Source organism: Microbispora sp. NBRC 16548 (assembly GCF_030268985.1).
Lineage (GTDB): Bacteria > Actinomycetota > Actinomycetes > Streptosporangiales > Streptosporangiaceae > Microbispora > Microbispora catharanthi.
Window position 1 is genome coordinate 127,061 of record NZ_BSSF01000013.1, and the last position, 19,638, is coordinate 146,698.

Below are 19,638 nucleotides of genomic sequence, written 5' to 3' on the forward strand. Positions count from 1 at the left end.
GCGATGGACATCATCGACATCTTGGGCACTCCGATCCCCAACGCCGGACCGGTCTTTCTCTCCGCGCTCGCGGTCCACGTCACCGCCGGGATCACGTGTGTGATCTGCGGCGCGATCGCCGCATTGACGAGAAAGGGAAGCCCACGACACGTGCTATTCGGACGCGTCTACCTGTGGGGACTGACCGTCGTCTACGTCACCCTGACCGTCATGTCGGCGATTCGCTGGCGAGAAAACCTTCACCTGTTCACCATCGGTACTCTGGCGATCATCACTGCGCTGACGGGGTACGCCAACCGCCGGCAGCGGCCCGACGTCCACATCCTCGGGATGGGTACGTCCTATGTCCTGCTCCTCACCGGCTTCTACGTCGACAACGGCCCGCATCTGCCGTTGTGGGACAGGCTTCCGGCCATCGCCTACTGGCTGCTCCCGGCCCTGATCGGCTTCCCCTTGATGACACGCGCCATCGTCCGCAGACGCCATCCGAGTGCACCAGCCCGAACGTGACACTCGACCACAGCCACATGCCTTGCCGATACGGGCCCCACATACTCGGAACATGCAGCCAATGACGTACGAGGATGTGGTGGACCGGTTCGTGCGGCAGGTTCCGGAGTTCGCTCCGGTTTGGCGAGAACACGTAGCCGATAACGGAGAGGTCCTACAGCACGTGCTGTTTTGGCACGTCACAACGTTCATCCTTGACGCGCATGAGCGAGGAGACCAAAAGCTCGTCGAGCGCTGCCTCGACTTCCTCGAGCGTGCCCTTCAGTCGACAGACGTCCGCGTGCGCGAGCTGGTTGGAACTTCCTTCGTGTACAGCGTTGGCCCGTGGGATCCGGCTGTTCGCGACTTCATCGGGACGTGGCCTCCGCTTCTCCGAGAGCAGGCGGCTCATGACGGTTGGCAGGCAACGGAACCGCGCAACAAGATGCGCTGAAGAGCCCGTGCCTCCGGCATGATATCGGACGGGTTGTTGCAGGTCGCGGAGCACTCTCGACCGATGGTCGGCTCTGACTTCGAGGTCGCTGCCACGGCGACGGCGACGGCGACGGTCCGAGCCGGGCATGCTGACCAAGTGATGGATGTTGCCACAGTCTGTGTCGTTCGAACTGGCCGTCCAGATGATCTGGTGGCGGTCTTGCAGGTGTACGCCGCCGAACGCGACAACGATGGCGACTCTCCTCGCGAGGTTTCGGATCTGGAACCCCTGTCCCACAAGCGTCACGTCGCCGACGGTGCTCATCGCCTCTACACCTCGCTGGGGTTCGAGCCGGAAGCGGAGGGTTTTCGGCTCTATCTCCGGGAGGTTCCCGCCGCCGTGCAGGCCGCCAGGGTGACACAGCGCTGAGTGCCGCTCCCTGAACGCCGAAGGACCTCGGAGCGCTTCCCGGATCTCAGTTGTGCGGCAGTGATCATGGTTTCCTGTCGGAGGGGTCTGTCAGGCTGGGGCCATGACGCGCGAGGGTGTTCCGGTGTTTCTGCAGATCACGGATGGACAGGAAATGTCTCCCGACCTGCGGCGGGAGTTGCTCGAGTGCTGGGTCACGGTGACCAACGCCGGGGGCGCGGCCGGCTTTCCCTTTCCTCCCGTCACCTTCGACGAGGTCGCGGTGGTGGCCGATCAGCTCATCGCCGGCCTCGATCCGGAGCGCAGCCGATTCCTCCTGGCCCACGTCGATGGGACCCTTGCCGGCTGGCTGAATGTACGCAGGAACGTCGACCCCCTGATCGCTCACTGGGGCACGGTTCATCACGTCCAGACACACACGAGCTTTCGTAGCAGGGGCATCGGTGCTGCGCTGATGCGCCAGGTGCGGCATGTGGCCCGCGAAGAGATGGGCCTCGAGCAACTTCACCTCGCCGCCCGAGGCGGTGTGGGCCTCGAAGACTTTTATGGGCGGCTCGGCTGGAAAGAAATCGGCCGCTGGCCCAATGCGCTACGGCTCGCCCCCGGCGATGATCGCGACGAGATCCTCATGGTGCTTGAGCTCTGATCACGTGTACGGCAGCGCGTCGCCGGCATCGGCTCAGTTCGCTGTTTCCCTTTCGGGAAGCTCGATGGGACGGCGAGCGCTCCTCATTCCCGCGAGTGCGGCGAGGAGGGACGGTGGTGCGCCGGCTGCGAAGGACGCGGCCAGGGTGAGTCGTCCTATGAGCAGTCCCATGGAAGCCGAGCCCACGGCGTTTCCCGTATTGAACGCCGTATTGACCCACGCGCCGGCCTGCGTCTTCGAGTCGGGAGCCGCGGCCTTGTCCGCAGTGGCGGGGTGAAGGCGCCGGTGATGACGGCGACCGTACACACCTGTGTGACATCAGACATGGGGAAAGGTGATACGCCGAGGTCAAGCGCCTGTCAGTGCTGGGCGTGACCGAACGGCTCGACGTCGTCGGGGTCGGGCACGGCCAGCAGGAACTCGGCGCCGTGTTCGAGCATCTGGGCTGTTTCGGCCGAGCGCGGGAGCATCGATTTCTCGTAGCTGCGTACGGCGTCGTCGATGGTGGAGGAGTCGACGAGCGCGAGCGCGAGTTCTGCGGCGTCGAGCATGGCGAGGTTGACGCCGACACCCAGCGGCGGCATGAGGTGTGCGGCATCTCCGAGGAGCGTCACGCTGGGCGAGTGCTCCCATGTGTGCGGCACCGGCAGGGCGAAGAGCGGACGATCGACGTAGGCGCCGTCGTTGTCGCTGATCATCTGGCGCAGTCGTGGCGACCAGGCCGCGTACTCGCGGAGTAGATGCGCGCGGATGCCCTCGGTGTCCTCGGGGCGAAGCCCGTTCGCCGCAAGCCAGTCCACGGGGACGCGCCGCATGATGTAGACCCGCATGTGGCCGCCGCTGTTCCGCTGTGCGAAGAGGCCACGCTCCCCGTCGGCGGCGTGGGCGCTGCCCCTCCCGACCAGTTCGGAAAGCTCGGGGTGCGCGTCGTCCATGTCGTCGAACCACGCCTCGAGGAAGCCGACCCCGACGTAGCGCGGTGTCGCGGGCGACACGGCAGCGCGGACGCGGGAGAAGGCGCCGTCCGCACCGATCACGAGATCCGCCTCGGCGGCCGTCCCGTCGGTGAACGTCAACGTCCGCGGCCCGTCGGCCGGGCCGCTCACTGACTCAAGGGTGTGTCCCCACTGAACCGTCCCCGCGGCGAGCGAGCGCAGCAGGAGATCGCGAAGCTGTCCGCGGTCGATCTCGGGACTGACCCTTTCGCCCTCGTCCGGCAGATGGTGGGCAAGGACGCGTCCGGCTGAGTCCATGCGGCGCATTTCCTGCCCCTCGAACCTGGCGAGCGCGAAGAACTCCTCCAGCAGGCCCGCTTCACGGAGTGCGAGCTGGCCGTCTTCCTCGTGCAGGTCGAGCGAGCCTCCCTGGTTGCGGGAGTCCGCGTCCGGATCCCGGTCGTACACCGTCACCGGAATGCCGTGCTGCTGCAGGATGCGTGCGCATGTGAGGCCTCCCGGGCCGGCGCCGATGATGCTGATCCGCGCGTTCGCGGGTGTCGGAGAGTTCACGGTGGATTCCCTTCGTCGTCGGGTTCCCGGCGACGCCTCGGCGCGGCGACGACCGGTGCCGCGCCCCCATGGGACGGCAACCCCTGTGGAGACCACCAAAGCAGAAACGAATCAAAAAGTGCAACCGATACAGTTTCTGTCTCAGTTCAGCTGTGGAGTACAGTGACGCCATGCCCGACTCTCCGACCGTTGGCCGTCGCGAGCGCAAGAAGGCCGCGACGAGGCAGGCCATCGCCGACGCCGCCCTGGAGCTCTTCCTGGAGCACGGTTTCGAACGAGTGAGCGTCCGCGACGTCGCCGAGAGGGCCGACGTGTCGACGACGACCCTCTTCGCGCACTTTCCGAGCAAAGAGGCGCTGGTCTTCGACCGCGAGGAGGAAGTCGAGGCGGCGCTGACCGCCGCCGTGCGCGAACGGCCCAAGGACCAGAGCGTGATCGAGGCGCTCCGCGCCCACGCGCTGGAGTCCTGGGTGCGGATCTGGTCGGATCCTCGTCTGCGCGAGTTCCACGCGCTGGTGGACCGGACGCCCGCGCTGCGCGATTACGCGGAGCGCATGTGGATGCGACACGCGGCCGCCCTCGGCGCCGTGATCGCGGAGGAACTCGGGCGGGAGATGGATGATCTCGCATGTTCGGCTCTCGCGCGGTTCGTCCTGGAAATCCCGACTCTGGTCCAGGGCCGGCACGATCCGCGGGCGGCTGTGGAGACGGTGTTCGACCTGCTGATCCACGGCTGGCGGTCACAGCGCGATTCGTAGTGTCTGATCACGGTAGCTCTAACAAACAAGGAAAACCGCGTCGATCGGCGTTTGTGATGCCGTCGAACGGAAAACAGCCCCCCGGAAGAATGGTCCGCCGGGCGTTCTCGAATTCAATCAATCCGGGAAATGTCTGAATTCGGGACAGTGGTACGTTTCGTGGGGGAGAAAATGCCCAAGCGTCCTAATGTTGTTGGGTTCCTTATGCTCGGCACCGCGCTGTCCGGTGGGGCCATACCCTTGGGCACTCCCGCCATCGCCGCGTCCGCCGGGGACGCCGTCGTGACCGGCCTCGACGTCGATCACCCGGTCGTACGCGATCACGCCCGAGCGCATGGGCGCCATCGCGTCAAGCAACACGACAAGCAGCGGCAGTCGGAGCGCGAGCGGCAGCGCCAACGGCAGAACCTGCTCCGGGACGTCACGCTTGCCCTTACACCGATGCAGAAGGGCGAGACGGATTCGCGGGCCCTGCCGTACAACTGGCAGAAAACGGACTCGACGGCGAACTCCTACAGCGATCAGAACAGCCTGTCGGACATCGCGAACCGGCCCGCCCAGAAATCGGACTCACTGGCCACCGGCGACACGAGCCATTCCACGCAGAAATCGGACCCGCCGGCCACGTCATCGGCGCCGCAGGACGATTCCGCCGGTGCGGAGATGCTGGCGTACCTGCGGGATCTGGCGGCGAAGAAGCAGTTCACCGGCTCGGCGCTGGTCGTACGGCGTGGGCAGGTGCTGGCTCGGTTCGCCGCCGGCGAGGCGGACGAGCAGAAGCACATCCCCAACCGGCCGGACACGGTCTACCGGGTCATGTCGGTCACCAAGCAGTTCACCTCGATGCTCGTGCTGAAACTGCAAGACCGCGGGCTGCTCAAGCTGGACGACCGGATCTGCCCGTATCTCGTCCCGGCGTACATCAAGGCCTGCCCGACAGCGTGGCGTCCCATCACGATCCGCGAGACGCTCACACACACCTCGGGCATCCCCAACATCGAGACACTGCCCAGCTACCTCGCCAATGTCACGCGACCGACCACGCCCCGGAAACTGATCCAGCAGTTCGTGAACCTGCCACTGGACTTCAAGCCCGGCACCAGTTGGAAGTACACCAACTCCGGCTACGTCCTGGCCGGCGCGATCATCCAGGCGGTGACGCACGAGCCGTACGGCGTCGTACTGCACAAGCTGATCACCGGCCCGTTGAACCTCCGGCACACCGGTTACAGCAGGGGATATCCGCCCGACGGGTACGCGAAGGGCTACTTCACGCTCGGGTCACCGGCCCCGCTCCTCAACGGCTCCGAGCTGTTCTCCGCGACCGGCATCTACTCCACCGTCGACGACATCGCTCGCTGGGACCGGGCGTTCGGCTCGTACCGGGTCGCACCACCCGCGACCGTCAAGCTGGCGTTCACGCCGCAGGCGCCGTGCCCCTCCACCGGCTGCCTCAACCTGCCGTCGAGCGCGTACGCCTTCGGCTGGCTCGTCGACCGGCTCCAGGGGCACCGGCTCCGTTATCACCCGGGTCTTTTCCAGGGCTACACGGCGAGCAACATGTACCTGCCCGACGACGACATCCAGGTCGTCGTGCTCAGCAACGTGCAGGACACCGACACCGCCGGGATCGCCCGCCACCTCGCCACGCTCGCTCTCGATCTCTGAGGATCTACAGAGGGGCGGAGGCGGTGGTCTCGGGCACGAAGGCGATGCCGTCGAAGTGCTCGGCGAGCACCGTGGGCATGTAGCCGAGCTTGTAGGTGAACCGCCTCGACACCGCCCCATAGCCACGCATGTGGAGAGGCTCGCCGAGCCATCGCGTCACGGCCTCCGGCCGTGGCCCGCTCCGAAGGTCGATCACGTGATCACCCGGACGGGCGGCGGCCAGGCGGGCCTCTACGATCGTCGATCTCCGGACGAGCGGGACGCGGAACGTGACCGGGGGCTTGGCCGTGTCCACCCTGCCGAATCGTCGCCGGCGGGCCCGGAACCGGCCCGCGCCGAAGAGCACGCCGAGCGCGTAGTACGCCTCGCCGTGGCGCTGCCTGAGGTGCCACCCCATCGCGGGCACCGACCCGCCGCTGTGACCGCCCTTCATGACGTGGCCGTTGTGCGCCCAGAGGGCGACCCTGGCGTCCGGGTCGGCCAGGAGCAGGTCCACGTTGTCGGCGAGACAGCGGTCGCGGGCGACGCTCACGGTCTGTGCGGGGTCGGGGTGCCGGAGCGGCCGGCTCGCGAGGTCGGCGCTCTGGCGCACGATCCGCGCATGCGCAAGCGCCTCATCCGAAAGGGAGACGCCGGCCAGGAAGTCCTCCACGCGGCGGGCGTCGGCTTCGATCCGCCGGTCGAGCGGCGGGTCGACGCCCAGGCGCTTTCCGGCGAGGGGAGCGAGGGGGTCGAGCAGGCCCGGCGCGTCATCACCGAGGTAAGTACGCAGGGCTTCCAGGGACGCCGCCGGATACTGCGGATCGATCCCCACGAACCGTACCTTCCGCGAGGCGGTGCGGTTGTGGTCGCGCAGCCACTCGACGACCGCCAGCATCTCCGCGGTGTGCAACGTCCAGAAACCCAGCCCGGCGAGCGCCTCGACCGGGTCGCCGGAGCCGCCCTGCACGTAGTCGTCCACGGCTCGGGACGCCGAGGCGCTGGCCTCCACCGCGAGCGTCGTGACGCCCAGTTCCTCGACCAGGAACTCCAGCAACCGGTGCCTGATCAGGAAGAACTCCCGGCTGCCGTGTGTGGCCTCGCCGAGCCCCACCACTCGCACGCCGTCCAGTACGACGCGGAGCGGCGCCAGGTCGTCGGTTCCGGCGCCCGGGTTCAGGCCGTTCAGCGGTATCGCTCGCGCCTTCAGCCACTCCGCCACCTCGTCCTCGGTCGTCATACCGGGCGCTGGTCAGGGACCCATGACGGCGCTGCGGCGTTCGAGGAGGACGACGTCGCGCCAGCGGTCGTGGTGGCGGCCGATGTGGTGGCGGGTGCCGACGACGCGGAAGCCGGCTCCGGCTGCTGCGCCACCGAGACGGTCACCGGCGGTGACGGCTGATCGTTCCGCCGAGGCGGGCGGGCCGCCACATCAGCAGCACCACCGCCACGAAGGCGAGGGCGACCACAACGAAGAAGAGGACGTACGGGAACGGGGCCTTCCCCTCCGGCTCTTCCACGGATGTCGGTTCCTCTACCGGGGCGATGCGATCGACGAGGGCCTTCGCGGCCAGCTTGGGGTCGCCTTGGGGCGCGTGCCCGAGATCGGTCGCTTGGGCGACCTGGAGCAGGTCCTGCCGCATCGGTTCGTCCGCCGCGCGGTTGACGAGCACGACCAGCCTGCGCTGCGGAAACGGCAGGTCCCGCGGAGCGGGGCGCTGGTAGCCCTCGAAAGCGCTCACACTCTCGGGCACGATCGCGGCGTCGGCGCGGCCCTCGGCCAGCAGACGCGAGATCTCCTGGGCCGGCACGGTGGTCAGCCGGACGCCGTGATCGGTCAGCGCGCGCAACTGCTCCCCGCCGATCGTGTTGCGGATGAGGATGTCGTCGCCCTCGCCGGGGTGGTCGAGGAACCTTCCCGGCTTGACGCCGTCCCTGACGAGCAGGACGTCGGTGCTCGTCACCCGGAGGTCCGCCAGCTCACTGAGGCCCCGTGCCTGCAGGCCCTCCCGTACGTCCCTTCCGGAGAACTGACCGCCGCCGGCCGACTCGAGGACGTCGAGGTCGTACGCGATGGTCACGGCCGGCACACCGGCGGGCGGCGTGACGCTCGTGGGATCGATCGTCACGATGGCCGGGGCGTACCCGTCGCGGCGGAGCCTCTCGGCGAAGGCCTCGGCGGCGTACCGCTGGTCGGCGGGCGCCTGGACGACCACCGCCGGCGGCGCAGGGGCGAGGGCCTCCGGTGGGGATTCGCCGGCGTCGCCCAGGGTCAGGAACACGGCCACGACGGCCGCCGCGACGACCGCGGCCGTTCCCGTCAGGGTCACCGTCAGGCGGACTCGCCGGTCGAGAGCCCGCCAGGTCCGCCGGCGCTCGACGGTAGGCGTGCCCATGAGGGAGGCGAGCTTCTGCCGCACGACATCCGGCGTGCTCGGCGAGCAGATGAGGGCGTCGGCGACGTCCTGGCTGGACTGCCTCCACATCTCCTCGGCAGGGAAGGCCGCGTCCACGAGCCGCGCGTAGAGCCGGGTCGCGTCACTTCGGGGATCGATCACACTGCGAAAGCAGTTGCGCTGGAACAGCACTCTCTGGAGGTGCTGCCGGGTGGTGGGGCTGGTGCCCGAGCGAGCCAGATCCTCGACCGCGGCGCGGACGTCCTTGGCGTACGCGAGCGCGTCGGCCAGCGCCTCGGTGTAGGCGTTTCCCGCGCCGTTCCGGTACGCCACCGTGGTGTCCGTGGGGGCCACAGTGTCGATGGAGCTCACGGGTAGGGCGGGAGGAGGGCCGGGCGGGGAGTGATCCGGCTCGGGTTCGGGCTCCGGTGCCCCGGAACCGGACTGCTCGACCAGCTGGAGCACCTTGGGCCGGTCCTTCTCGATCGACAGCGGCTCGGTCTGCCTGGCGAGCCTGGCGATCATCTCCGTCGCCGGGACGTCGGACCGTGTGTAGAACTGGTGGCAGAGTTTCGAGGGCGTCTGGTCGAGGACGCTGTCGGCCGCGCGCCCCCAGACCACCGTCTGCGCCCCCTCGGGGGCGTACCGCGCGAACGACAGCTTGATGCTGTGCTCGCTTGTGCTGCTGGTCCAGGTGGCGGCGGTGAACCTGGTCCGCGTCCCGTACGGCAGCAGCGCCGCGACGGTGTCCGCGAATCGCAGCCGATCGATCATGGGGACGGTGTCGGCGCCGATCACGCACACGGGCCGTCCGTTCAGCAGCAGCGCCGCGGCGGAGAGCGTGTCCGGCCCGGGTGCCATCGCCTCCGGGTCGTACGGCGGCACGGCCACGGTCAGCGGAGGCCGCGGCTCCAGCGGCAACGCGGCGAAGGCGGTGTAGAGCGCCGTGTACGACACCGGCTGATCGACGAGCTGCTCGTACGGCACGTAGAACCACCGGGTGTAGGCGATCTTGCGGTTGGCGAAGTCGCGGTGACCCGACCACTCCCGGATCGCCAGAACCAGGTAGTGGGAGATCTGTCCGTTCTCGCTGATCCTCGCGGTGCCGATCGTCACCTGGGGCAGGTCGCCGGCGGTGCTCGCGGTGTAGCGGTGCCTGAGCTTGTCGAACACCCCGCGATCGAGCCGCCCGTCGCTCCACTCCAGCAGGCCGTATTCGTCGTAGCTGCCGGGTCGCTTGCCTTCCAGCGCCCACTCGAAACCGATCACCGTGGACCGCCGGCGGCGAGGCGCCGACCGAGCCACAGCATGGGCTCGACGACGTTGATGGGATGGACCTGCCCCCGGATCCGCAGCTCCCTGCCCGCCTCGGGCAGCAGGTTCTGGTAGTCGTTCCGGTCGAACGTCTTCGTGTGCGGCCGTACGTAGAAGCCGATCGACGAGGTGACGAAGAACTCGACGCGGGTGCGGTGGAAGAACTGGTCCAGGGCGTTGACGACCATGTCCGCGTTGCCGCTGGCGGACACCTCGCACAGCGCCCGGAACAGGTCGCGGGCGTCCTCGCTGGTCACCCGGGGGAATCCGTACTCGTCGTCGGGCGCGGAGTCGAGCAGGTGCAGCTTCTCCGCGGTCTCGAGCACGCGGGGGTCGTCGAACTTGGTGATGCAGACCGCGACGTGATGGGGGAGCATCCCGTCCCGCAGCTCTCCGGTCTCGAGCATCTTCTCGGCGAGGCGGGTGAGCGGCGGGTGCAGGTGGTCGAAGGCGTCACCGAGCTCGAACTCCCGGATGGGGTCGAAGAGGAAGACCAGGCCCCTGCTCTTCACCAGGTTGTCCATCAGGCGCCCGCGCAGGTCGTCGACGACTCCGGAGCCGCTCCCCGGGCCCGCGCCGAACAGACCGCCCGGCGCGTCGACCATGCTGATGCCGATCTTCAGCGGTGGGGTGGGCCGGGCTTTGCGGAGCCACCGGCGCTCCTGCCGCCCGCCCGGCCCGACCAGCGTCCAGCGGTAGTGCTCCAGACTCTGGCTCGCCTCCGGGAAGATCTTTCCGTTCGACAGCGCGTTCGTTCTCTCGATGAGGTAGTCGGACGAGGCGGCGTCGGAGCCGATGATCTTCCAGTCGTCCTTCCGCCGCATCAGCGCGATGTTCAGGGCGGCCAGAAGCGTGGTCTTGCCGCTGCCGGGGGCGCCCCACATGGCGATGTCGTGGGCCGGTGGTCCCTGCGCAGGGTCGGACTGCATGACTGGTCTCACTCCGTCTCGTCGAGGAGGGGGAACGGGATGGGAAGGGCGTCGGGCGCGGCCAGTCCCAGGTCTGCGGCCAGCCCCCGGATGTCGAGGGCGTCGAGATGCGCGAGCGCGTTCGCGCCGAGCTGACGCCAGGCCGGGTGCGCGGAGGTGTCCTGGCGGTCGCAGATCGCGGCGAGCACGATGTCCGGCCGGCTCTGGACGCGGCCCAGGAGTAACCGCCAGTCGTGCGGGCGCGGGCAGGGCAGGATCAGCGACCGGTTCGTACGCGCCGGGTGCGGCGGGCGGTCGCCGACCGTGAGCAGGACCGTGCGCACCTGCTCCGACGTCGTGAGCCGCCGGGCCACGGCGTCCAGCATGTCCTCCACCTGGGCGGCGTGCGGATAGTAGGGGTAGCCCTCGGTGATCGTGCCGCGCTCCTCCAGCCACTCCAGGGCGGCCAGCGCGCGCTCGGGCGTGGCCTGCCACGCGGCGACCTCCACCGGATGCTCTCCGGCCGACCGGTGGTCGTAGGAGTGCGCGCCGTACGCCACGAGGGAGACCCGCAGGAGGCCCGCGAGCTCGGCGGACAGATGACTGACCATCTGGCGTACCCGGCTCAGGCGCTCCTCCACCTTCGCGTCGGGCCCGCACACCTCCACCGCGCAGATCAGGTGCGCGGGCCCGGCCTGGGGCGGCAGCTGCGACGGCGCCGCCGCCACGAGGTCGCTCCAGCCGCGCGGGTCCCGGGCCAGCTCGGGCACGCCGGTGAATCGCACCTTCCCCGGTCGCACCAGCTCGGCCGTCAGCAGGTAACGGCCGGGGGTGAGCCTGGCGCTGTGCACCGACAGCAGCCTGGGCTCCCGGCCCTGCCAGGTGACCACGGCGAACGCGGTGCCGTACTCGTCGCCGGGCTCGCACCGCACGGGCACCTCGGCCCGGGTCCCGGGAAGGGTGCCGATCGGGAACAACTGCTTGCTTCCCAGCCGCAGCCGCCCGCTCGCGTGGTCGGCACGTAACACGACCAGGTCGTACGACCGTGACAGCGGGTCGGAGGCCAGGACATCCTCGACGATCGCGATGACCGGCCCGTCACAGGGGAGAACGGCGGCGGGCCGCACCTCGCCCAGCCAGCCGAGCGCCCGGTTGGCCTCCGCGCCGTCGGGAAACGAGCAGACGAGGACGACCTCGTCGGCGGCGAGCAGGTCGGCGGCCCGGAGCACGGCCTGCCGGGAGGACTCGTGCCCCCACCCCTGCTCGGAGTCGGAGGTCAGGTCCTCCCACGACGACGACCAGTAGTGGCAGCGAGGCCTGCCGTTGTCGTCCCGGTGGATTCGGAAGACGGTCATGCCGTCGGCGGCGACCTCCACGACTGTGAGGCGGCCGGTGGCGGTGAGCCCCGCAACGGCTCGGGCGACGGCCTTGCGAAGCAGAGCCTTGTCGGGCTCTGACACGGATCCTCCGTTGATTGTCCTACTCGTCGCTCCCGTCCCCCTATATCCGAACTAGCGGGTAACAACGAAAAGACGACTTGTCATAACGGTAGGGTTCTTGTTGTGTCGATGCGTCGAATCATTCTCAGTTTCCCGCAATCTTACGGCGGGGATCTACGATAGCCCGAGTCTCGAGCGTTATGCCACGTTCCAATATGTGCGCGTAGGCGAGGAGAAACATGAGGCGGTTTCTGATTGCGCTGTCCGGAGCGCGGCCTGAGGTGCTCGAACGGTGTCCGAGCGAGTATGGGAAGTTCGAGGGCATCGGCGGAGCCGTGCTCACGACGGCCGTCCTCGCGGTCGTCTCGATGACGTTCGCTCTCAACAGCGCCCTGGGCGTCAACGTCGTCCTGGCCGTCCTCGCCGCGCTGGTATGGGGCCTGATGATCCTGAGCCTCGACCGCTGGCTGGTCAGCACGATGAAGGCGGACGCCCCCCGTCGCTGGCCGCTGGCCGTTCCGCGCGTTCTCATGGCGCTCCTGCTCGGATTCGTCATCTCCACGCCATTAGTGCTCCAGATCTTCCGATCTGAAATCGATGCCCAAATCGTCCAGATCAAGCAGCAGCGTGCGGACACCTTCGCCGCGCGGCAGCAGCAGGGCAACGTCGGCAAGGACGTCGGCCAGCTCCGCAAAGAGGTGGCGGACCTGGAGAAAGTCATCTCCTCCGGTGGTGACGTGCCCATCGACACCGGGCAGGACCCGAACGTCAAGGCGCTGACCGCCGAGCGCGCCAAGCAGCAGAAGCTGGCCGACAAGCACTACAACGAGTGGCAGTGCCAGCTGTACGGAGGACCGTCGTGTCCGAAGAAGGGCGACGGCCCTCTCGCCCAGGACAGCCGGCGCGCGTACGAGAAGGACAAGCGGCGGATCGACCTGATCAACCGGCAGATCGAGGACCGGAAGCGGGAGCTGAACGCCGGCAGCGAGGAGGCCAAGCAGGCCCGCCTCGCGAGCGCGCAGGACGCCCTGCCCAAGGCGAAGGCGCAGCTCGACGCCGGGATCAAGCGGCAGGCGGACCTCCAGGCGTCCTTCGACGCGGAGAACATGGCGACCAACGGCCTGCTCATCCGCATCCAGGCGCTCAACGAGGTGACCGGCAAGGACAGCAGCCTCGGCGTCACCCGCCTGCTGCTGTTCCTGCTGTTCCTCCTCATCGAGTGCCTGCCGGTCACGATCAAGCTGATGCAGCGGCCGGGCAACTACGAGAAGGTTCTCGCGCTGGCCGAGAAGCACGAGTTCCGGGACGCGCGGGGGACCTTCACCTCGCAGGGCACGGGCGACCCCGGGACACCTGCCTCGCCCCCGGGTCGCTCGCAGGATGTCTGGCGCATCTGGTCCCGTACGGGCGAAACCGGACCCCAACCGGTCGTCACCGTCCCCGAGGACGGCGCGGCGTACCGGGGACCCACCGGCACCCGCGCCGAGACCGTCGGCGAGACCGGCGTGTACGACTCGATGGAGGACCAGGAACTGAGGCGGATGCCGGACGACAGGACCATGCGGGTTCCTCGGACCGGCGCCGAGCGCCCCGGCGGTGTCGAGCTGCTGCCCGATGACGACTGACGCTCCGATGGCGCGCCCGGGGCGGGTGATCAGGGATCGTTACGAGCTGAGGTCCCAGCTCGGCCGCGGCGGCATGGGCACGGTCTGGCTCGCGATGGACAGGATGCTGGGCCGGCTCGTCGCGCTCAAGGAGGTCCTGCTCACGCCGTACGGCGAGGGGCTCGAGATCCAGCGGGCGAGGGCCCTGCGCGAGGCCCGGTCGCTGGCCCGGATCAGACACCCCGCGATCGCCGAGATCTACGACGTCTTCGAGGAGGGCGGCTCGCCGTGGATCGTCATGGTCTACGTCGAGGGCGGCTCCCTGGACGACCTGATCCGGCGGCGGACGCTGTCCGAGCGCGAGATCGCCGCCTTGGGCCGCGACGTCCTGGCCGGGCTGACGGCCGCACACGCCGCGCATGTGCTGCACCGTGACGTCAAGCCGGCCAACATCGTGGTGGGCCGCGGCGGAAAGGTGGTGCTCGTCGACTTCGGCATCGCGCAGATCGTCGGCGAGAGCGGGCTCACGTCGCACAGCATCATGCTCGGCACCACGGAGTTCATGGCGCCGGAGCGGATCGACGCGCGTGCGGTGGGACCCGCCGCCGACCTGTGGTCGCTCGGCGTCACGTTCTTCTGCGCGCTGGAAGGCTACTCGCCCTTCCGGCGGGACAACGCCTACGCGACCGTGCACGCCGTCTGCAACGCAGACCTTCCGCCGCCTCGCCGCCGCGGGCCGCTGTACGACGTGATCGCGGGGTTGCTAAGGAAGGACCCCGCGCTCCGGATGGGGGCGGCCGAACTCGACCGCCGGTTGGCGGTGATCGCCGCCCCGCCGCGGCTGGAGCCGCCGGTCCAGAAGCCGCGGTCCAAGCCGCCGGTCGAGAGGCCGCGACCCCAGCAGCAACCCCCCCGGCCGCCGTCGCCGCACACTTCCTTACGCGGTGCGGCCGCGGCGCTCGCCGCGATGGCGCCCGGTGCCGCCGGGCGGGCGTTGGACGCCATGGCCGGCGATCCGTCCCGGGCGGCCGGTGTGCTGGCCCTGCTGCCGTCCGATCAAGCCGGGCGGGTGGTCGGTCACATGACCGCGGGGGGAGCGGCCGCGCTGCTGCGGCAGCTGCCCGCGAGCCGGGGCGCGAGCATCCTGGCGGACGTCCCCGACCGGGTCGCCGCGGACATCCTCAACGCGCTCGGCGTCACCCCCGCCGCGGTCCGGCTGGTCGAGGCGATGACGACCCGGCGGGCCCGGCAGGTGCTGGAGTACGTGCCGCCGCCGGTCACCGCGGCCCTGCTCCGGGCGACCACGGACGGTCGCGCAGAGCGCCTTCTGTCCGGGCTCAGCCCCACCGTACGCGCCCAGATCGCCATCGCCGAGTGAACCCTGCGACTGATCCCTGCGACGAGGGCCCGGCGGACACGCGCGTCCGCCGGGCCTTGAAAGCCTCCCGGAAACCCTACTGAACGGTGATCTTGTCGACCTCGACCGTGATGCCCTTCACCTGGGGAGTGGAGGTGCCGGTCGTGACGGTGCCGGTGCCCGACGACAAGCCCTTGACCGTGAAGGAGTAGGTGAGCGTGCCGCCGGGGGCGCCCGGCGTGCTGGTGATCCGGTAGTCCTGCGTCGGCGGGCCGCTGATCTGGCTGCCTGCGGTGCCGTCCGCGTTCTCGGCGCCGACGGTCAGGCCGTAGACCGCCCCCGGGTCACCGGGCAGGTTGCCCGGGTCGTAGGCGTACGAGATGTCCTCGGTGCCGTTGAGCCCGATCCACTGCTGGAAGACCTTGAGGCTGTTCGTGCCGTACAGGTAGACCTGCCACTCGACGACGAGCCACCTGTTCACCCCGTCGGTCAGGCTGGCGACGTAGACGCCGGGGGCGCCCGCGCCGTTCAGGTCGGTCCAGTACGACGCGAGCACGCCGTTCGGCGGCGTCGTGTCGGGGAGCGTCTGCGGTGCGAGCTGGATGTCCGCCGAGCCGTTCGTGCCGCCGGCGACCGTGTAGCCGTCGGAGACGACGCCGATCCTGTTGTACGTACGGCCGGCGTAGGTGAAGGCCGGGACGTTGAAGTTCAGCGCCTCCTCGTCGCCGATGGGGGTGGGGGCGATGCCGAAGGCCGAGAGCGGCAGGTAGCCCGCCGGGGTCTCACCGGGCGCGATGCTCGGCTTGTCCGGCTGCCTGCCCGCCAGCGTGCCCCTGGCCGTCACGACCTGGCTGCCGATCGTGGTCGCGCCCGTCGCGCCGGTGAGCCGCAGCTTCGCGTCCAGCGTGCTGAGCGCGGTGACGTCGGTGTCCTCCAGGGTGTTGTTCTGGACCGTGACCGTGCAGGTGGACTCGCCCGCGTTCTTGGCGATGGTGCTCGGGGCGCAGGTCTGGTCGATCGGCACGGCGCCCTCCTGCCGGTGGAAGGCCACCGGGAGGTGCTGCTCCCGCTTGCCGCCGACCTGCCTGAGGGTCACCTGGCCGAAGTACTGCCCGTCGGGCAGGTCAGGCGCGGTGATCACCACGGTGATCTTCTGGCTCCTGCCCGGCTTCACGGTGAACAGGGGCGGCAGCACCGTGATGTTCGCCCCGCTGACGGTGGTGCCCGTCGCGGAGTAGACCAGCGTCTTTCCTGTCGTGTTGACGAGCGTGCGCTTGGCGCTGATCACACCCGGCATGACGGGCGCGTTGACCGACGGCAGGTTGAGGTCGATCCGGTTCATCGGGTCGGCCGCCGAGGCGGCGTAGTTCGCCGCGGTCTCGTCGAGGGTCAGTCCGGGGTCGCCCGCCTTGGTCAGGTCGATACGGCCGCCGCCGTAGTCGAATGGGTCGGCCGGGGTGGTCCGGTCCTGCTTGGTGACCTTCGTCGTCGCGGTGGTCTCCAGGGCCGACTTGACCTGGCCCGGCGTCCAGTCGGGGTGCAGCGCGAACACGAGCGCGCCCGCGCCCGCGACGTGCGGCGACGACATCGAGGTGCCGGCGATCACCTGGTAGAGGTTGCCCGGGGGGCCTTCCAGCGGTGACTCGGGGGTCGGGGTGTTGCCCGCCAGGATGTGCAGGCCGGGCGCGGTGACGTCCGGCTTGAGGAAGTCGCCGCCCGGGCCGCGCGAGGAGAACGTCGTCATCGCGTCGCCCTGCCAGGTGGTCTTCTCGCCCTGGGTGAAGCTCGCCGTGCCGCCCGGGTGCGCGCTCAGCCAGGCGAGCAGCACGTCGGTCTCCGGCTTGTCGATGTGGACCGTCGGCAGCCAGTGGTTGTCGGTCATGACGTCGAGCGGCGTGGAGTTGTAGAGGATCATCCCCGCGGCGCCGCCCTGCTTGACCGCGAATCCCTTGACCACCCGGTTGGGGCCGCGCTCACAGGCGACGATCTTTCCGGCGAACAGCCCCGGGGGCGCCGGGTTGACGCACAGCGGGTCGTTGTACGGCGGGGCCGACGCGAGCACCACGGGCAGCGGTGACGAGACGCCCTGCGTGATCGACGCGCCCTTGATCGACGGCCCGCCGGTCAGCGTGATCGTCGACTGGTAGGTGCGGCTCTGCGTCGAGGCCGCCACCGTGGTGACCCACGGGCCGCGGTGGTCGGTCGTCCCGGCGCCCGGTCCCGAGTTGCCCGCCGAGGCCGACACGAACACGCCCGCCGCGTACGCGTCGAGGAACGCGAGCTCGACCGGGTCGCTGTAGGGGTCGGCGCCGCCGCCGACCGAGAAGTTGATCACCTTGACGCCGTCGGCGATGGCCTGCGCGACCGCGGCCGCCGAGTCGGACTGGTAACAGCCCTCCGCGCCGCAGACCTTGTAGACCGCGACGTGGGCCGCGGGCGCGATGCCGTGGATCGCGCCGCGGTCGATGCCGAGCGGGTTGGCGTGGTCGACCGGCCCGCCCGCCGACGTGGTGGCGGTGTGCGTCCCGTGGCCGTTGGAGTCACGGGCGCTGTCCCCGTAGACCTCTCCGCCCACTACGGCGTTGTAGGTCTCCAGGAACGGCTGGCCGGAGATCAGCTTGTGGTTGCACTGGTAGGGGTCGGCCGCCGGCGTCAGCGGGTTGTCGCCGAAGTCGCACGTACGCGGGGTGCCGTCCGCCTTCGGCGGGGGAGCCGGGAGCGTTCCCGGGTCGGCGAACGACGGGTGCTCCGGCCACGCGCCGGTGTCCAGGATGCCGACGATGACGCCCTTGCCCGACGACTTCGCGCCGCCGAGCTGGTTGTAGACGGTGGTCGCGCCGATGAACTCGGGACTGGAGTCGGTGAGGGGCTGCTCCCGCCTGTCCTCCTGCACGGCCGCCACGCCGGGCAGCCTCAGCAGGTCGGCGGCCTTGTTGGCGGGCAGTGTCAGGGCGACGCCGCCGTAGACCGTGCGGAGCTTCTGCCCCACCTTGACGCCGGGGATCTTCTTGCCCAGCTCGCTGAGGAAGGTGTTCTCGATGCCCTCGATGTGCTTCTGGTACTTCGCCGCGTCGCCGCTCTTCAGGTTGAGCGACTTGCCGGTGACCGACGGGCTGGTGCCGGGGAGTCCCGGCAGGCCGCCCTTGTAGGCCGCGAGCGCGTCGTAGTCGAGCTTTACGACGACGCTCGTCCGCTCCGGCGACTTCGAGGCGAGCAGCGCCGCGTCGCTCTTGGCGAGCCGGCCGCTGGCCGACTTGGCGCCCTGGACGCGCTCGGCGCCCGTCACGGCCGTGGCGCTCCACGACCTCGACGGGGTGGGGGTGGGGTCCGCGGCGGCGGAGGCCGCCGGGATCATCGCTGTCACGAGGCCGAGGCCGGCGACGATCGCTGTGGTCCGTACGTAGGCAGGTGGGGGCTTCTTCGACACGGCACCTCCATGGAGACCTGTCAGGCCTCGCCGTCCAGGGCGTGGAGGAGCCGCGCCGCCCACGGGCATGGGAGGGCAGGGCCCTCCCCGTTGGGCGACGAGCGAACGGCCACCCGAGACGGGTGGCCGAAGCTGACTCGGAGTTTAACTAGCGATCGTTTTTCCGGCTAGATCGTTCCATGGAGTGATTTTTCCGCTTACGTGACGGCTGATCTCCTCGGTCCGTACGCCCGGGAACGTCAGGGAGATCGGCTCGGTCAGGTAGGTCCACATGGCGTAGCCGGTGAAGTAGGCGAGTTGTAGCGCGTTCCAGGGCGTCGTCAGCTCGTGTCCGGCGAAGGACGCGCGCGGGTTCCGCAGTTCCTCGACCACCTCGCCCTCGGTCGTCTCGATCGCGACGCGGTCCGGGGTGAACGCGGTGCGCCGGTCCTTGCCCAGGAAGGGCGTGTGGCTGGTGAACTGGCGGTGCAGGTCGACGGTCACCGTGACGTCGTCGACGGCGCCGGGGTGTCCCTTCAACGGCCACAGGGCGCCGTCGGAGAACTGCCGGGCCGAGATGCGCCGGGCCTCCCGCCATCGGGCCGGGCCGCCGTGAGCCTCCAGCACGGTCGTCAGCAGGGCGGTCATCATGGGCTCCTTTTGAAGGTGACTGGTCATCTTAAGATCGTGAAAGTTGCCCGCAGGCGCCGGCCGGGCTCCCGGTAAGGTCAGGCGCGCAACGCGTCGAGGGCGATCTCGAGCTGCTCCGCGACGACGGACTGATCGCCGATGGTCTTGGCGCGCAGGGTTGCGCCCTCGAACGAGTCGATCAGGAAGGCCGCCAGCGTCCTCGCCGGACGGGCCGAGGTGATCTCGCCGGCCTCCTGGCCCTCACGCACCGTGCGGGCCACGTCCTCGGTCCAGTCCTCGAGGATCTCGCGGACCGCCGTACGCACCTGGTCTCCGGCGCTGCTGCTCTCGCTGGCGAAGGTGCCGAGGAGGCAGCCGAACTCCACGCCGGTGTCGCGGGTGCGGTCGACCATGGCGACGAAGTGGCCGCGCAGCCGCTCCAGGGCGGGCCCGTCGCCGCTGAGCACGGCGAAGTTCGTGCCGCGTGCGTAGCGCCGCACGATCTCGACGGCGAGCGCCTGCTTGCTTTCGAAGTGGTTGTAGAACGACCCCTTGGGGACGCCCGCGGCGCTGGTGATGTCCTGCACGCTCGCGCCGTTGAACCCCTGTCGGCGGAACACGTCCTCGGCGCTCTCGACCAGCTTGTTCTTCACGCTTACCTGAGGCATGGC

Annotated in this window: 16 protein-coding genes; 8 read left to right on the forward strand and 8 right to left on the reverse strand. The window is 69.4% G+C overall.

Translation table 11 applies throughout. The features are described from left to right. Positions 1-3: 3 nt before the first annotated feature. The 4 genes from QSK36_RS31445 to QSK36_RS31460 all read left to right on the forward strand — a co-directional run bounded on the left by QSK36_RS31445 (position 4) and on the right by QSK36_RS31460 (position 2,000). Positions 4-510, forward strand: coding sequence for a DUF2306 domain-containing protein (locus QSK36_RS31445; protein WP_183533847.1), 507 nt, complete (start codon positions 4-6; stop codon positions 508-510). Positions 511-571: 61 nt separating this feature from the next. Then, a complete protein-coding gene (locus tag QSK36_RS31450) occupies positions 572-943 on the forward strand; it encodes a DUF7674 family protein (RefSeq protein ID WP_285784883.1) in 372 nt (123 codons plus the stop codon). A 63-nt stretch (positions 944-1,006) separates the two neighbouring features. After that, entirely contained in the window at positions 1,007-1,354 is a 348-nt protein-coding gene (locus tag QSK36_RS31455; protein ID WP_285784884.1) for a hypothetical protein, read from the forward strand. Between the two features lie 103 nt (positions 1,355-1,457). Beyond that, a complete protein-coding gene (locus QSK36_RS31460) occupies positions 1,458-2,000 on the forward strand; it encodes a GNAT family N-acetyltransferase (protein ID WP_285784885.1) in 543 nt (180 codons plus the stop codon). Between the two features lie 359 nt (positions 2,001-2,359). Here the strand turns inward: QSK36_RS31460 and QSK36_RS31465 are convergent, their stop codons facing one another. After that, positions 2,360-3,508 carry an FAD-dependent oxidoreductase gene (locus QSK36_RS31465; protein WP_285784886.1) on the reverse strand — a complete coding sequence of 383 codons (1,149 nt, stop codon included), beginning with the start codon at positions 3,506-3,508 and terminating at the stop codon, positions 2,360-2,362. A 170-nt stretch (positions 3,509-3,678) separates the two neighbouring features. Here QSK36_RS31465 and QSK36_RS31470 point away from each other — a divergent pair, with 170 nt between their 5' ends. Continuing rightward, positions 3,679-4,266 carry a TetR/AcrR family transcriptional regulator gene (locus QSK36_RS31470; protein ID WP_183533855.1) on the forward strand — a complete coding sequence of 196 codons (588 nt, stop codon included), beginning with the start codon at positions 3,679-3,681 and terminating at the stop codon, positions 4,264-4,266. A 240-nt stretch (positions 4,267-4,506) separates the two neighbouring features. Next, positions 4,507-5,934, forward strand: coding sequence for a serine hydrolase domain-containing protein (locus QSK36_RS31475; protein WP_285784887.1), 1,428 nt, complete (start codon positions 4,507-4,509; stop codon positions 5,932-5,934). A gap of 4 nt (positions 5,935-5,938) precedes the next feature. On the opposite strand, the gene QSK36_RS31480 is transcribed toward QSK36_RS31475, so the two are convergent. The 4 genes from QSK36_RS31480 to QSK36_RS31495 form a co-directional block, all read right to left on the reverse strand. Next, positions 5,939-7,153: an erythromycin esterase family protein gene (locus tag QSK36_RS31480; protein WP_285784888.1), complete on the reverse strand. Its 1,215-nt coding sequence runs from the start codon at positions 7,151-7,153 to the stop codon at positions 5,939-5,941. Positions 7,154-7,295: 142 nt separating this feature from the next. Next, positions 7,296-9,578: a type 2 periplasmic-binding domain-containing protein gene (locus QSK36_RS31485; protein WP_285784889.1), complete on the reverse strand. Its 2,283-nt coding sequence runs from the start codon at positions 9,576-9,578 to the stop codon at positions 7,296-7,298. Continuing rightward, positions 9,575-10,552: a DEAD/DEAH box helicase family protein gene (locus QSK36_RS31490; RefSeq protein ID WP_285784890.1), complete on the reverse strand. Its 978-nt coding sequence runs from the start codon at positions 10,550-10,552 to the stop codon at positions 9,575-9,577. The genes QSK36_RS31485 and QSK36_RS31490 overlap by 4 nt, the downstream gene beginning before the upstream one ends. Positions 10,553-10,560: 8 nt before the next feature. Further along, positions 10,561-11,991 (reverse strand): hypothetical protein, encoded by a 1,431-nt coding sequence (locus tag QSK36_RS31495; RefSeq protein ID WP_285784891.1) that lies wholly within the window; start codon positions 11,989-11,991, stop codon positions 10,561-10,563. A 218-nt stretch (positions 11,992-12,209) separates the two neighbouring features. Here QSK36_RS31495 and QSK36_RS31500 point away from each other — a divergent pair, with 218 nt between their 5' ends. Then, positions 12,210-13,595 carry a DUF4407 domain-containing protein gene (locus tag QSK36_RS31500; RefSeq protein WP_183533866.1) on the forward strand — a complete coding sequence of 462 codons (1,386 nt, stop codon included), beginning with the start codon at positions 12,210-12,212 and terminating at the stop codon, positions 13,593-13,595. Continuing rightward, positions 13,585-14,952 carry a protein kinase domain-containing protein gene (locus QSK36_RS31505; protein ID WP_285784892.1) on the forward strand — a complete coding sequence of 456 codons (1,368 nt, stop codon included), beginning with the start codon at positions 13,585-13,587 and terminating at the stop codon, positions 14,950-14,952. The genes QSK36_RS31500 and QSK36_RS31505 overlap by 11 nt, the downstream gene beginning before the upstream one ends. Before the next feature lie 76 nt (positions 14,953-15,028). Here QSK36_RS31505 and QSK36_RS31510 read toward each other — a convergent pair whose 3' ends face one another. The 3 genes from QSK36_RS31510 to QSK36_RS31520 form a co-directional block, all read right to left on the reverse strand. Next, on the reverse strand, positions 15,029-18,358 hold the full coding sequence (locus QSK36_RS31510; protein WP_285784893.1) for a S8 family serine peptidase: 3,330 nt from the start codon (positions 18,356-18,358) through the stop codon (positions 15,029-15,031). A 144-nt stretch (positions 18,359-18,502) separates the two neighbouring features. Continuing rightward, positions 18,503-18,985 (reverse strand): hypothetical protein, encoded by a 483-nt coding sequence (locus tag QSK36_RS31515; protein WP_285784894.1) that lies wholly within the window; start codon positions 18,983-18,985, stop codon positions 18,503-18,505. Between the two features lie 80 nt (positions 18,986-19,065). Continuing rightward, positions 19,066-19,635 (reverse strand): TetR/AcrR family transcriptional regulator, encoded by a 570-nt coding sequence (locus QSK36_RS31520; RefSeq protein ID WP_183533869.1) that lies wholly within the window; start codon positions 19,633-19,635, stop codon positions 19,066-19,068. Positions 19,636-19,638: the final 3 nt, after the last annotated feature.